The 15,433-nt window shown below is 75.5% G+C and carries 2 protein-coding genes; both read right to left on the bottom strand.

Annotated elements, in window-relative coordinates; all coding sequences use genetic code 11:
* Positions 1 to 1,937: type I polyketide synthase (locus tag ACFYWL_RS30675; RefSeq protein ID WP_386980152.1), on the bottom strand; the 1,937-nt coding region annotated here is incomplete at its 3' end.
* A gap of 25 nt (positions 1,938 to 1,962) precedes the next feature.
* On the bottom strand, positions 1,963 to 15,183 hold the full coding sequence (locus tag ACFYWL_RS30670; RefSeq protein ID WP_386980149.1) for an SDR family NAD(P)-dependent oxidoreductase: 13,221 nt from the start codon (positions 15,181 to 15,183) through the stop codon (positions 1,963 to 1,965).
* Between the last annotated feature and the right edge of the window lie 250 nt (positions 15,184 to 15,433).

The following is a 15,433-nucleotide window of genomic DNA, read 5'->3' as shown; positions in this document are numbered from 1 at the left end:
ACGGCGTGGGGGTGGATGCCGTGGTGTTGCCAGGTGCGGGCGAGGGCGGTCATGAGGGCGAAGAGGGTGGGTTGGACGACGTCGACGCGGTCGAGGTCGGGCGCGCCGGGTTTTTGGTGGAGGACGTCGAGGAGTGACCAGCCGGTGTGGGGTTGGAGTGCGGTGTCGCAGGCGTGGAGGTGGTGGGTGAAGGTGGGGTGGTTGAGGAGGTCGAGGCCCATGTGGGGCCATTGGCTGCCTTGGCCGGGGAAGACGAAGACGGTTTTGCCGGTGAGGGGTGTGCCTTCGATCAGCCGGTGGTGGGGGGTGTCGGTGGTGAGGGCGGTGAGGGCTTCGGTGAGTTCCTGACGGGTGGTGCCGACCATGGCGGCGCGGTGCGGCAGGAGGGTACGGGTGGCCAAAGCCGCTGCGGTGTCCGTGGCGGTGAGTTCGGGGTGGGTGGTGACGTGGTGCAGCAGTTGTTGGGCGTGGGCGCGTAGGGCGGTGGGGGTCTTCGCGGACAGCATCCACGTGACGGGCTGGTCGGTGGGCGTGCTCTGTTCCGGCTCGGTGGCGGGTGGTGCTTGTTCGAGGATGATGTGGGCGTTGGTGCCGCTGATGCCGAAGGAGGAGACGGCGGCGCGGCGGGGCCGGTCCTGCTGGGGCCAGGGCCGGGTGTTGGTGAGTAGTGCTACGGATCCGGTGGTCCAGTCGACGTGGGGGGTGGGTGCGTCGACGTGGAGGGTCTTCGGCAGGACCCCGTGCCGCATGGCCTGGATCATCTTGATGATGCCGGCGGCTCCGGCGGCGGCCTGGGTGTGGCCGATGTTGGATTTGATGGAGCCGAGCCACAGGGGTTCCTCCCGGTCCTGGCCGTAGGTGGCCAGGAGGGCCTGGGCTTCGATGGGGTCGCCGAGTTTCGTGCCGGTGCCGTGGGCCTCGACGGCGTCGACGTCCGCCGGTGTCAGGCCGGCGGTGGTGAGGGCTTGTCGGATGACGCGTTGTTGGGCGGGGCCGTTGGGTGCGGACAGTTGGCTGGTGGTGCCGTCCTGGTTGACCGCGCTGCCCCGGACGACGGCGAGGATGCGGTGGCCGTGGCGTTGGGCGTCGGAGAGCCGTTCGACCAGGAGCAGGCCCACGCCCTCGGACCAGGACGTGCCGTCGGCGGCGGCGGCGAACGACTTCACCCGGGCGTCCGGCGCGAGACCACGCTGACGGCTGAAGCCGGTGAACGCCACCGGGGTGGCCATCACCGACACGCCGCCGGCCAGGGCGAGGTCGCACTCGCCGTTGCGCAGGGCCTGGACGGCCAGGTGCAGCGCCACCAGCGACGACGAGCACGCCGTGTCCAGCGAGATCGCCGGGCCCTCGAAACCGTAGACGTAGGAGACCCGGCCCGACGCCACACTGCCCGCGCTCCCGGTCACCACCTGGCCTTCGAGGCCCTCCGGCATCCGCCGCAGCCGGGTCGCGTAGTCGCCGTACATGACGCCGGTGAAGACGCCGGTGCGGCTGCCGCGCAGCGACTCCGGGTCGATGCCCGCGTTCTCGAACGTCTCCCAACTGGTCTCCAGCAGCAGCCGCTGCTGCGGATCCATCGCCAGCGCCTCCCGCGGGCTGATCCCGAAGAACGCCGCGTCGAACTCCGCCGCGTCGGTCAGGAAACCACCCTCACGCACATACGACTTCCCCGGCGCATCCGGATCCGGATCGAACAGCCGCTCCACGTCCCACCCGCGATCCTCCGGGAACGGTCCGATGCCGTCGCGGCCCGAGGCGACCAGGTCCCACAGGTCCTCCGGCGACCGGACGCCGCCCGGGTAGCGGCAGCCCATCCCGACGATCGCGATCGGTTCGACCGCGGTGTCGGTCTGCCGTTGAAGCTGCCGTCGCAGGCGCTTGTTCTCCAGCAGCGAGGTGCGCAGCGCCTCGACGACCTTCTCGGCAGGCATGTTCATCGTCGGCTCCGTCGGTGTGGTGCGGTCATGTGTCGGTGTCTCCGAGGGCGATGCGGACCAGGTCGTCGACGTCGGCGTCGATGAGGTCGGTTTCCGCGTCCTCGTCCTGGACGCGGCCGGGATCGGCGGTGCCGTCGGCCAGCCGCAGCACGGCGTCCAGCAGGCCGGCAGCGCGCAGGCGCTCCAGCGGGATGGCCGCGATGGCCTTGCGGATCGCCGCCTCCGGGGTCTCGGCGGTGTCGGCGGGGATGAGCAGTTCCCGCAGGCGCGCCGCGAGCTTGCGGGGGGTCGGATAGTCGAACAACGTGGTGGCCGGTAGACGCCATCCGGCCACCTCGCTCAGCCGGTTACGCAGCTCGAGCGCCGTCAGGGAGTCGAAGCCGAGCTCCAGGAAACCGCGGTCGAGGTCGATGGCGGCGCTCTCGCGGTGGCCCAGCGCGATCGCGATCTCCCGATGGAGGAACTCGAGCAGGATCTCCAGCTGGGCCGCCTCGGTGCGGCCCGCGAGGCGTTCACCCAGGACCGGCCTACCCGCGTTGTCCGGCCGGCGGGCCGCGCCGCCGACCAGGCCACCCAGGATCACGGGCAGGCGGTTCTCGTCCGCCTGCGCGCGAAGCGTCGGCAGGTCGAAGCGGGCGAGGGTGAGCGTGGCGTGGTCGGCGCGCAGGGCGGCGTCGAACAACGCCAGGCCCTGGCCGACGTCGAGCGGCAGCATCCCGCCCCGGCCGATGCGGGCCCGGTCTGCCGTGCCCAGCCGAGCGCCCATCGTGCCGGGGGCCGCCCAGATCCCCCAGGCCAGCGACGCCGCCGGGAGCCCGAGGGCGCGCCGGTGTTCGGCCAGCGCGTCGAGGAACGCGTTGGCCGCCGCGTAGTTGCCCTGGCCGGCCCCGCCCAGCACCCCGGACACCGACGAGAACAGCACGAACCGTGCGAGGCCAAGCCCGGCGGTGAGCTCGTGCAGGTGCCACGCCGCGTCGGCCTTGGGGCGCAGGACCGTGTCGACCCGGTGCGGGGTGAGGGCGGGGACCGTGGCGTCGTCCAGCACCCCGGCGGTGTGAACGACGGCGGTGAGCGGGTGTTCGGCAGGCACCGAGGCGAGCACACCGGCCAGGGACTCGCGGTCGGCGACGTCACAGGCGACCACGGTGGCCCGGGCGCCCAGCCGGTCCAGCTCGCTGACCAGCTCGTCGGCTCCGGTCGCGGCGGCGCCGCTGCGGCTGACCAGCAGCAGGCGTCGGACGCCGTGCCGGCGCACCAGGTGCCGGGCCACGAGCGCGCCGAGCGCGCCGGTGCCGCCGGTGACGAGTACCGTCCCGTCCGGATCGAGCGGCGGGTCCGTGTCCCCGGCCGGCGCGGCGTTGTCCGCGGCGACGAGCCGGGCGGCGTACGCGGTGCCGTCGCGCAGCGCGAGCCACGGTTCACCCGCGTCCAGCGCGGCGCGCAGCACCGCCGTCGACGCCTCGACGCCGTCCGTGTCGAGCAGCACGATCCGGCCGGGATTCTCCGTCTGCGCGGCGCGGACCAGCCCGCCCACGGCCGCCCCGGCGAGGTCGGTGACGGTGTCGCCGTCCACGGCGGCGACGGCCGACCGGGTCAGCACGCCCAGCCGGGTCCGGGCGAACCGGTCGTCGCCGAGAACCCGTTGCAGCACGTCGAGCGCGCGACGGGTGGCCCGGTGCGCCACGGCGGCCTGGTCCCCGCCCTCGGCGTCGTCCGGTGCGCAGTCGAGCACCACCAGCTCCGGCACGGGCCCGTCGTGGCCCAGGTCCTGCACCGACGCGACCGGGACGTCCGCGCCGGTCGGGCCGGCGGGCAACGCGGTCTCGGCCCACGCGACGCGGAACTGCGCCCCGTGCGGCACGCGACCGGCCTGCTGGAGTTGGCCCGCAGCCAGATGACGGACGGACAGCGAGTCGATGGTGGCGACCTGGTTGCCCGAGCCGTCGCTGAGCCGCAGCGCGAAGCCCGACCCCGCCGGGGCGAGCCGGACCCGCAGCGAGTCCGACGCGACGGCCCGCATGCTGACGCCCGAGAAGGCGAAGGGGACCGGGACGCCGGCCTCCGGATCCAGGTCGCGGTAGGCGACGGCGAGGGTGTGCAGCGCCGCGTCGAGCAGGGCAGGGTGGATGCGGAAGCCGGGAACCGGCGCTCCGTGCAGGCGCACCTCGGCCGACACCTCGTCGCCGTGCCGCCAGGCGTTGCGCAGGCCGCGGAACGCCGGCCCGTAGCCGAACCCCAGCCCGGCGAGACGCTCGTAGAGCTCCGCCACGTCCACGGGCGTCGCGCCAGCGGGCGGCCATGCGTCACCGGCGGCTGCGGGTGGATCGGCGGCCGGCGCGGGGGCCACGATCCCCTGGCCGTGACCGACCCACGGGTCGCCGGCGGGTCCGGCGGCGCGCGAGCGGATCGTCACGGTACGCCGCCCGGCCTCGTCGGCGGGCCCGGTCACCAGTTGCACGTGGACCGCCCCGGCGTCCGGCAGCACCAGCGGGGTGGAGACGGTGAACTCCTGGACCAGGTCGCAGCCGGATCGCTCGCCCACGTACAGGAGCAGTTCGAGCAGCGCGCTGGCCGGCACGACACCGCTGCCGTGGACGGCGTGGTCGGCGAGCCACGGCTGGCTCTCCGCCGAGATCCGGCCGGTGAACAGGGTGCCACCGTCCGGCAGTTCGGTCCCGGCGCCGAGGAACGGGTGCGAGGCCCGGTCCATGCCCAGCTCGACCGGATCGCCCGAGCCGGCGGGCCGGCTGAGCCAGAACCGCTCCCGCTGGAACGGGTAGGTCGGCAGCTCCGGGACCCGGCGCGCGCCCGGCAGCAGAGCGGCCAGGTCCACCGGGGCGCCGCGCAGGCGTACCTGGGCCAGGGCGGTGACCACCGACTCCGGCTCCGGCCGGTCCTTGCGCAGCAGGGCGCTGACCAGGGGGCCGGGGAACCTGTCGGCCAGGCAGTCCGGGGTGAGCGACGCCAGCGCGTCCGAGCCCAGCTCCAGGAAGACCCGTGCCCCGGCCTGGTACAGGGTTTCCACACCCTGCGCGAACAGCACCGGCCGCAGCACCTGGTCGACCCAGTAGCCGGGTGCGGCCAGGGCCTGCGGGTCGGCGAAGTCCCCGGTCACCGTGGACACGATCGGGATGACCGGTTCCGCGAAGGTCAACGTCTCGGCGACCGCCCGGAACAAGTCGACCATCGGCGTCATCAGCGGCGAGTGGAAGGCGTGGCTCACCAGCAGCCGCTTGACCCGGCGGCCCCGGGCCGACCACTGCTGCACCACCGACATGACGGCGACCTCGTCGCCCGAGATCACGGTTCCGGCGGGACCGTTCACGGCCGCGATGCCGACCGACTCCTCCAGGCCCGCCAGCGACGCGCGTACCTCCTCGGGGTCCGCGCCGATGGCCACCATCGCGCCGTTGCCGGACACCTCGTGCATGAGCCGGCCGCGCGTGGCGACCAGCAGGCAGGCGTCCGCCAGGGACAGGACCCCGGCGACGTGCGCGGCGGCGAACTCGCCGATCGAGTGGCCCAGCAGGAACTCCGGCGTCACACCCTGGCTGCGGAGCAACCGGTACAGGGCGACCTCGACGGCGAACAGCGCGGGCTGGGTGTAGCGGGTCTCGTGCAGCAGGTCCGCCTCGCGGGAACCGGCGGGCGCGAACATCAGCTCCCGCAGCGACCTGCCCAGCAGCGCGTCGAAACGGTCGCACACGTCGTCCAGCGCGCGCCGGAACTCGGGATGGGCCGCGTACAGCTCGCTGCCCATCCCCGGCCGCTGCGAGCCCTGCCCGGAGAACATGACGGCGACCGGGCCGGTCTCCCGGGAGCTCTCCCGCACCACGGCGGGCGCGGTCCGCTCGGCGGCGAGCGCGTCCAGCCCGGTCAGCAGGTCCGCGCGGGTCCGCCCGACCACCGCGGCCCCGTGCTCCAGGACCGAACGGGCCGCGAGGGATCGGGCGACGTCGGCCGGGTCGAGAGCCGGGTTCTCCCGGACGAAGGCGCGCAGCCGGTCGGCCTGCGCGGCGAGGGCGGCCCCGGAGCTGGCCGACAGCAGCCAGGGCACGACCACCTCGGCCCCGGCCCGGGCGGCCGGCCGGGGCGCCCCGGCGTCGGCGTCCGGCGCTTCGCGGGTGTCCTCGGCGGCTTCGAGGATGACGTGGGCGTTGGTTCCGCTGATCCCGAACGCCGAGACCGCCGCCCGCCGCGGCCCGTCGTGCTCCGGCCACGCCCGCGCCTCACGCAGCACCGCGACGTCGCCGGCGCTCCAGTCCACGTGCGAGGAGAGCGTGTCGGCGTGCAGGGTCCGGGGCAGCCGGCCGTGGCGCAGCGCCTGCACCGTCTTGATGATCCCGGCGACCCCGGCGGCGGCCTGGGCATGCCCGATGTTCGACTTGACGGACCCCACCCACAGCGGACGCCCGGCGGGACGGTCCTGCCCGTACGTGGCGATCAGCGCCTGCGCCTCGATGGGGTCGCCGAGCGGCGTGCCGGTGCCGTGCGCCTCGACCGCGTCCACCTCGGCCGGCCGCAGGCCGGCGTCGGCGAGGGCCTGCCGGATCACCCGCTGCTGGGACGGGCCGTTCGGCGCGGTGAGCCCGTTGCTCGCGCCGTCGGAGTTGACGGCGGAGCCGCGGACCACCGCCAGCACCGTGTGACCGTTGCGGCGCGCGTCGGACAGCCGCTCCACCAGGAGCTGTCCCACCCCCTCCGCCCAGGCCACCCCGTCGGCGCCCTCGGCGAACGCCTTGCACCGTCCGTCCGGGGCCAGGCCGCGCTGCCGGCTGAACTCGACGAAGGCGGCGGGCGTGGCCATCACGGTGACGCCGCCGGCGAGCGCCAGGTCGCACTCGCCGGCCCGCAGCGCCCGCACCGCGAGGTGCAGGGTGACCAGCGAGGACGAGCACGCCGTGTCCACCGTGATCGCGGGGCCCTCCAGCCCGAACGAGTAGGCGACCCGCCCGGAGGCGACACTGCCGGCGCTGCCGGTGCCGAGGTGTCCCTCGTACTCCTCGGCGGAGCCGCTCGCGAGCCGGGCGCCGTAGTCGCTGTACATGACGCCGGTGAAGACGCCGGTACGGCTGCCCCGCAGCGTCGCCGGATCGATCCCGGCGTGCTCGAACGCCTCCCAGGTCGTCTCCAGCAGGAGCCGCTGCTGGGGGTCGGCGGCCACGGCGTCCCGCGGGCTCATGCCGAAGAACTGCGCGTCGAACCGGTCCGCGTCGTAGAGGAAGCCGCCCTCCCGGGTGTAGGACTTCCCGGGCCGGTCCGGATCCGGGTCGTACAGGTCGTCGACGTTCCAGTCCCGGTTGCCCGGGAACGGGCCGATGGCGTCCCTGCCGTCGCTGACCAGCCGCCACAGCTCCTGCGGCGACCCGACGCCGCCGGGGAACCGGCAGGCCATCCCGACGATCGCGATCGGCTCGTCGGAGGCCGGCCGGAGGGTCTGGACCCGCGCCGGCTCCGCCTGGCCGGCGTCGAACAGCAGGCCCTCCAGGTACGCGGCCAGCGCGGCCGGGTTCGGGTAGTCGAACACCAGCGTGGCCGGCAACCGGTGCCCGGTCTCGGCGGAGAGCCGGTTGCGCAGGTCGATCGCGGTCAGCGAGGTGAAGCCCAGCTCGTTGAACTCCCGGTCGGCGGCGATGTCGGCGCCGTCGTCGTGGCCGAGGACCGTGGCGACGTGGCGGGACACCGCGTCCAGCAGCAGCCGGCCGCGCTGCTGCCGGCCGGCCGCCCGCAGCCGCTCGGCGAGCGACGCCCGCTGCGGCGCGCGGCGCGCGGACGCGCCCGCCAGCCCGGACAGCACCGGCGGCAGGTCCGCCCGGTCCCTGGCGCGCAGCGCGGCCCGGTCGAAGCGGAGGGCGAGCAGCACCGGATGCTCCGCCGAGAGCGCGGCGTCGAACAGGCCGAGGTTCTCCTCGGTCGACAGCGGCGTCAGCGCCGCCTGCCGGACCCGCTGGTCGTCGGCCGTCATGCCGCCGGCGTCCGGCCACGGCCCCCACACCAGGCTGGTGGCGGCGAGCCCGCGCGCGGCCCGGTGGTGGGCCAGCGCGTCGAGGCCGGTGTTGGCGGCGGCGTAGTTGGCCTGACCGGGCGTGCCGAGGGTCCCGGCGACCGACGAGAACAGGACGAAGGCGGCGAGGTCCATGGCCGCGGTGAGCTCGTGCAGGTGCCATGCCGCGTCGACCTTGGGCCGCAGCACGGCGTCGAGCCGGTCCGCGGTCAGGTTGCTGAACGTCCGGTCCGCGAGCACCCCGGCGGTGTGCACCACCGCGGTGAGCGGATGGTCCGGGTCGACGGCGGCCAGCGCGACGCCGAGGGCGGCCCGGTCGGCGGCGTCGCAGGCCACGATGGTGACGTCCGCTCCCTGCGCGGCCAGCTCGGCCCGCAGCCGCTGCGCACCGGGCGCGTCGCCGCCGCGGCGGCTCAGCAGCAGCAGGTGCCGGACGCCGTGCCGGGCGACCAGGTGCCGGGCGACGAGCGCGCCCAGGGCGCCGGTGCCCCCGGTGACCAGGACCGTGCCGTCGGCGTCCAGCGGAGTGCCGGCGGGCTCGCGCAGCGGCGTCTCCGTCACCCGCGGCAGCAGGCAACGCCCCGCCCGCACCGCCACCTGCGGCTCGTCGAGGGCGAGCGCGGCGGTGACCGCGTCGGCGGTCGCGGCGGTCGCGTCGAGGTCCAGCAGCACGAGCCGGCCGGCGTGTTCGGCCTGGGCGCTGCGGATCAGGCCCCACACGGCCGCGCCCGAAAGGTCCGGGGCCGGGTCGTCCGCCCCGGTGGACACGGCGCCCTCGGTGACGACCACCAGCCGGGAACCGGCCGTACGGTCCTCGGCCAGCCACCGCTGCGCGGTGTCCATGACCTCGGCCAGGGTCGCGCGCGCCTGCTCCGGACCGGGCGCACCGGGCGACGCCACGGGAAGGAGGACCACCTCGGGCAGCGGGTCCGGCGTGCCCAGCAGGGCGGTCAGGTCCCCGTGGACGTCCGCCGCGCCGGCCAGCGCCGCGCGGAGCCGGTCGGAGCCGCCGAGCAGGCCCACGCCGGCCGGCCGCGGGCGCCGGCCCGCCGCCACGCCGGTCCAGCCGAGCACGTACGCCGGGGGGCGTTGCGCCGCGACCGCGCCGAGCGGCACCCGCCGTACCAGAAGCTCCTCGACCGCCACGACGGGCACGCCGTCGGTGTCGGTGACCGCCAGCGCCAGCGTGTCCGGCCCGGTCACGGTCAGCCGGCTGCGGATCGCGGCGGCGTGCCACGAGTACGGGTCGACGCCGCGCCAGGCGAACGGCAGCAGGATCTCCGTGCCCGAGCTGAGCGACGGGTGGTTGGCCGCGAGGGCGTGCATCGCCGCGTCGACCACCGCCGGATGCAGGCCATCCGCGGTCCCGCCGTCGGGGGCGACCGCCTCGGTGTAGACGGTCGAGCCGTCCCGCCAGGCGCCGCGCAGCCCCTGGAACGCGGGACCGTACTCGATGCCCGCGCCGGCGAGCGCCTCGTAGAGCCCGTCGAGGTCGATCGGCTCGGCGTCGGGCGGCGGCCAGGCGGCCGGGAAGCCGGTGAACGCCCCGGTCTCCCGGTCGCTCAGGGCACCCGAGACGTGCCGGGTCCACAGGCGCTCGCCCGCCGGGTCGTCGGGCGCCTCGGCGCGTGAGCTGACGGCGAGCGACCGTACGCCGCGCGGATCCGGCCCGGACACCGTCACCTGGAGGTCCACCGGTCCCTGTGCGGGCAGCACCAGCGGGGATTCCATCGTCAGCTCGTCGACGCGGGCACACCCGACGGTCCGCGCCACGTGCACGGCGATGTCCAGGAACACCGAGCCGGGCACGAGCGCCGCGCCGTTCACGGTGTGCTCGGCGAGCCACGGATGGGTGCTCCGCGAGACCCGGCCGCTCAACAGCCACCCGCCGCCGTCCGCCAGCGAGGTCGTCGCCCTGAGCAGTTCGTGGCCGCCCACGCCGAGGCCCAGCGCCGCCGGGCTCGCGGGGGCGGCGGCCGGCAGCCAGAACCGGCGGCCCTGGAAGGCGTAGTTGGGCAGGTCGACGGTCCGCGCGGCCAGCGGGGCGAAGAACTCCCGCCAGCCGACCGCGGTTCCGTGCGTCCACGCCTGCGCCACGGCGGAGACCAGCGTCGCCGCCTCCGGCTGGTCCCGGCGCTGCGTGGCAATCCGGTGGCCGGCCCCCTCGTCGGCCGGCAGCGCCGTGAGAGCGGCGTCCGGGCCCACCTCCAGGCAGGTGGTGACGCCGAGCGCCCGCACGGCGCGCATCCCGTCGTGGAACCGGACGGGCAGCCGGAGCTGGTCGGCCCAGTACCGGGGATCGCCGAGCTGCGCCGCGTCCGCCGGCCGCCCCGTGCTGGCGGAGACGATCGGCAGGGCCGGCGGCCGGTAGGCCAGGCGGGCGGCCACGTCGTGGAACTCGCCGAGGATCGCGTCCATGTGCGGCGAGTGGAACGCGTGGCTGACCCGCAGCCGCGTCGTCCGGCGACCGCGCCGCGCCCAGAACTCCGCGACCTCCGCCACCGCCTCCTCGTCGCCGGAGACCACCGTGGCGTCGGCGGCGTTGACGGCGGCGATCGACACCACGCCGTCCCGGTCGGCGAGCGACTCGGCCACCTCGGCCTCACCGGCCCGGATCGCCACCATCGCGCCGCGCGCGGGCACGGTCTGCATCAGCCGGGCCCGTTCCGCGACGAGGAGGCACGCGTCGTCGAGGTCGAACACGCCGGCGACGTGCGCGGCGGCGAGCTCACCGACGGAGTGCCCGAGCAGGACGTCGGGCCGCATCCCCCAGGATTCGAGGAGCCGGAACAGCGCCACCTCCAGGGCGAAGATCGCCGGCTGGGCGAACCGGGTCTCGTCGAGCAGGGCCGCCTCCGGGGTGCCCGCCGCCGCGAACATCACCGCACGCAGCGGCGTGTCCAGGCGGGCGTCCATGCGCTCGCAGACCCGGTCCAGCTCCGCCGCGAACACCGGGTAACGCTCGTGCAGCTCCCGACCCATCCCGGGGTGCTGGCTGCCCTGACCGGAGAACAGGAACGCGGTGCCGCCGGCCCCGGCTGCCTCGGCGCTGGCGCTGCCGTCGGCGATGCCGCGCAGCGCGGACAGCAGCTCCTCGCGGTCCGTGCCGACCACGGCGGCGCGGCACCGCTGCGCGGCCCGGGCGGTCAGCGACCCGCCGACGTCGACCGGGTGCAGCTCGGGGCGCCCGGCGAGCTGCTCGGCCAGCCGCCCGGCCTGGGCGGCCACCACCGCCGCGGTCCTGCCGGACAGCAGCCACGGCACCGGGAGGCCGTCGTGTTCCCGGCGGGGCCCGGACACCGCCGGCTCGGCGGCGACGGCGGGATCCCACTCCAGGACGACGTGCGCGTTCGTGCCGCTGATGCCGAACGCCGACACGGCGGACCGACGGGGACCACCGGTCTCCGGCCAGGGCCGGTCGGCGGTGAGCAGCCGGACCGCGCCGGCCGACCAGTCCACGTGCGGGGTCGGCTCCTCGACGTGCAGGGTGCGCGGCAGCAGCCCGTGCCGCATCGCCTGCACCATCTTGATCACCCCGGCCGCGCCGGCGGCGGCCTGGGCATGCCCGATGTTGGACTTGACGGACCCGATCCACAGCGGCTCGCCGGCGCGGCGGTCCCGCCCGTACGTGGCGAGCAGGGCCTGCGCCTCGATGGGGTCGCCGAGCGGGGTGCCGGTGCCGTGCGCCTCCACCGCGTCCACGTCGTCCGGGCCCAGCCCGGCGGCGGACAGCGCCTGGCGGATGACCCGCTGCTGGGACGGGCCGTTGGGGGCGGTCAGCCCGTTGCTGGTGCCGTCGGAGTTCACCGCGGTGCCGCGCACCACGGCGAGCACCGGGTGCCCGTTGCGCCGCGCGTCCGAGAGCCGTTCCACCAGCAGCAGACCGGTGCCCTCGCCCCAGGCGGTCCCGTCGGCGTCGACGCCGAACGGCTTGCACCGGCCGTCCGGGGCGAGCCCGCGCTGCCGGCTGAACTCCACGAAGAGCGTCGGCGTCGCCATGACCGCTACACCGCCGGCCACCGCCAGCTCGCACTCGCCGTTGCGCAGCGCCTGCACGGCCAGGTGCAGCGCCACCAGCGACGACGAGCACGCCGTGTCCACGGTCATCGTCGGGCCCTCGAACCCGAACGTGTACGCGATCCGGCCCGACGCGACGCTCGTGGTGGAACCGGTGATCAGGTAGCCCTCCGGCCCGGTGTCCTCCGCCCGGGTGTTCAGGCCGTACTCCTGCGCGGCCGCGCCGATGAAGACCCCGGTGGCGCTTCCGCGCAGCGACGTCGGATCGATGGCCGCGTTCTCCAGCGCCTCCCACACGGTCTCCAGCAGCAACCGTTGCTGCGGATCGGTGGCCAGCGCCTCCCGCGGGCTGATCCCGAACAGGTCGGCGTCGAACTCGTCGGCGTCGTGCAGGAAGCCACCCCGCCTGACGTACGTCTTCCCGTGCCGGTCGGGGTCGGGGTGGTACAGCTCGTCGAGGTCCCATCCCCGGTTGACCGGGAACTCCCCGACCGCGTCGACCCCCTCGGCGACGAGCCGCCACAGGTCGCCGGGGGTACGCGCGCCGCCCGGGAACCGGCAGGCCATCCCGATGATCACGATCGGGTCGTCGGACTGGTCCCGGGTGGCGGCCGGGATCGCGGGCGACGCCGCCGCAGCGGCCGTCCGGGTGCCGAGCAACTCGACGCCCAGCCGGTCGGCGAGGGACTCGATGGTGGGATGGTCGAACACGAGCGTCGCCGGCAGCCGCAGCCCGGTCGCCGCGTTCATCCGGTTGCGCAGTTCCACCGCGGTCAGCGAGTCGAACCCCAGGTCCTTGAAGCTGCGCGCCGCGTCGAGGGCGTCCGGCTGCCCGTGGCCGAGCACCGCCGCGACATGGGCGCCGATCAGGCCGGCCAGCAACTCCCGACGCCCGGCCGGGTCCAGCGGCAGCAGCCGTTCGGCGAGACCGTCGGAGGCGGCGGGCGGACCGGCGGGAGCAGCGGCACGACGGAGCGCGGGGCGGGCGAGCGTACGAAGGATGGGTGCGATCGTGCCGTCGGCGGCGTCGATCGTCGCCGGCCGGATCTTCGCCAACAGCAGCGGCGTCGCGCCCGCGACCGCCAGCGCGGCGTCGAACAGGGCCATGCCCTGCTCGGTGGTGATGGCCGCCGCGTGGCGGGTCAGCCGGGCCTTGCCGGCGACGTCCAGCCCGGCGGTCATCGTGCTGGTCTCCGCCCACAGACCCCACGCCAGCGAGTCGGCGGGCAGCCCGCGCGATCGGCGGTGAGCGGCCAGCGCGTCCACGAACGTGTTCGCCGCCGCGTAGGTCGACTGCCCCGGATTGCCGACGATGCCGGCGGCGGAGGAGAACAGGACGAACGACCGCAGCGGCAGGTGCTCGGTCAGCGTGTGCAGGTGCCAGGCGGCGTCGGCCTTGGGACGCAGGACCGCGTCGGCCTGTTCGGCGGTGAGCGCGCCGAGCACGCCGTCCTCCAGGACGCCGGCGGTGTGGACCAGCGCCGTCAGCGGATGCTCGGCCGGTACGGCGGCCAGCAGGCCGGCGAGCGCCTCGCGGTCGGCGGTGTCGCACGCGGCGACGGTCACGTCGGCGCCCGCCGCGACCAGCTCGTCGCGCAACGCCGCGGCCCCCTCCGCGGCGATGCCGCGGCGGCTGGTGAGCAGGAGGCGCCGCACCCCGTGCGCCGTCACCAGGTGGCGGGCCAGATGCGCGCCGATCGTCCCGGTGCCGCCGGTGACCAGCACGGTGCCCGCCGGGTCGAAGGAGAAACCGGCCGCGCCGTCGTCGGGCTGCACGGCGGCGAGCCGGGGCACCAGGCACGCGCCGTCGCGCAGGACGACCTGGTAGCTGTCCGTCGCGAGCGCGGCCCGCAGGGACGCCGGCGTCGCGGTGTCGTCGAGGTCGGCCAGCACGAACCGGTCGGGCTCCTCCCACCAGGCGGCGCGCAGCAGGCCCCAGACGGTCGAGCCGGGCAGGTCACCCACGGCGTCGCCGGGCCGCGCCGCGATCGCGCCGTGGGTGAGGACGACCAGCCGGGACCCGGCGAGCCGCTGGTCGGCGAGCCAACCCTGAACCGTGCCCAGGACCCGCCGCGTCACCTCGTGGGCCTGTGCCGCCGGGTCGGTTCCGGCGTCGGCTGCGCCACCGTGGCAGGGCAGCAGCACGACCTCCGGTGCGGCGGCCCCGGCGTCCAGCTCCCGGACGAGGTCGGCCAGCTCCGGATGCCGGGAGAGCCCGGCGAAGGCCGGACCCGCCCCGGCGTCGCCGTCCCCGAGGACCGCCCAGCGGGACGGGTCGCCGGCCGGCACGGGCGGCGTCTCGGCGCGGACCCAGTCGATGCGGAAGATCGAGTTGTGCAGCGGGCTGGGCGCGGCCAACTGGCCGGGGTCCAGTTCCCGCAGCCGCAGCCGCGCGACGGTGAGCACGGGCCGCCCGGTGCCGTCGGCCATGTCGAGCGCCACCGTCGTGTCGTCGAGCCGGGTGGCGCGGACCCGCAGCCGGGTGGCGCCGGTCGCGTGCAACGTGACATCCGACCAGGAGAACGGCAGCCGCACCGGGGTGTGCGCCGGGTCGAGGTTCACGCCCACCGCCGTCGTGTGCAGCGCGGCGTCGAGCAGCGCCGGGTGGACGGCGAACCCGTCGGGGTCGGCCTGCTCCGGCAGCTCCACCTCGGCATAGAAGGTGTCGCCGGCCCGCCAGGCCGCCCGTAGTCCCCGGAACGTCGCGCCGTACAGGTACCCGAGGTCCGCGAGGTCGCCGTAGAAGTGGTCCAGCCGCACCGGTTCCGCCCCGGGCGGCGGCCATACGCCGTCCAGCGCCGCCGGCGTCCCGTTCGCCTCCCCGGTGATCGTGCCCACGGCGTGCCGGGTCCACGGGTGGTCGGGGTCGCCGGCCGGGCGGGAGTGGACGGTGACGGTGTGCCGGCCGTCCGGCTCGGGCGCGGTGGCGACGTGGAGCCGCAGTGCGCCGCTGTCCGGCAGGACGAGCGGGTGCTCCAGCGTGAGTTCCTCCACGTGCGTGCTGCCGCGGCGTTCGGCCGCGTGCAGCGCCAGGTCGAGGAACGCGGTGCCGGGCAGCAGCACGGTGTCGCGTACGGCGTGGTCGGCGAGCCACGGGTGCAGGGCCGTGGACACCTGCCCGACGAAGATCTCACCCCGGTCGTCCGGCTGGTCGAGCCGGCCGCCGACGAACGGGTGCCCGCTGGGGCCGTCGCCGAAGGCGGCCGTGGCTGCCCTCGGCTTCACCCAGTAGTGGTGGTGTTGGAAGGGGTAGGTGGGGAGGTGGGGGGTGGTGTGTGGGGTGGGGGTGGGTTGGTGGGGTGTGAGTCCGGTGGTGGTGGTGTGGGCGAGGGCGAGTGCGAGTTGGGTGGGTCCGTGTTGGTTGCGGTGGAGGGTTGCGATGGTGGTGGCTTTGGTGGTGGTGGTGTCGATGGTGTGTTGGATGGGTGTGGTGAGGACGGGGTGGGGGCTGGTTTCGATGTAGTGGGTGTGTCCG

It is taken from the genome of Micromonospora sp. NPDC002575, from assembly GCF_042889525.1.
Classification (GTDB): Bacteria; Actinomycetota; Actinomycetes; order Mycobacteriales; family Micromonosporaceae; genus Micromonospora; species Micromonospora carbonacea.
This window is presented reverse-complemented; position numbering and strand designations above follow the sequence as displayed.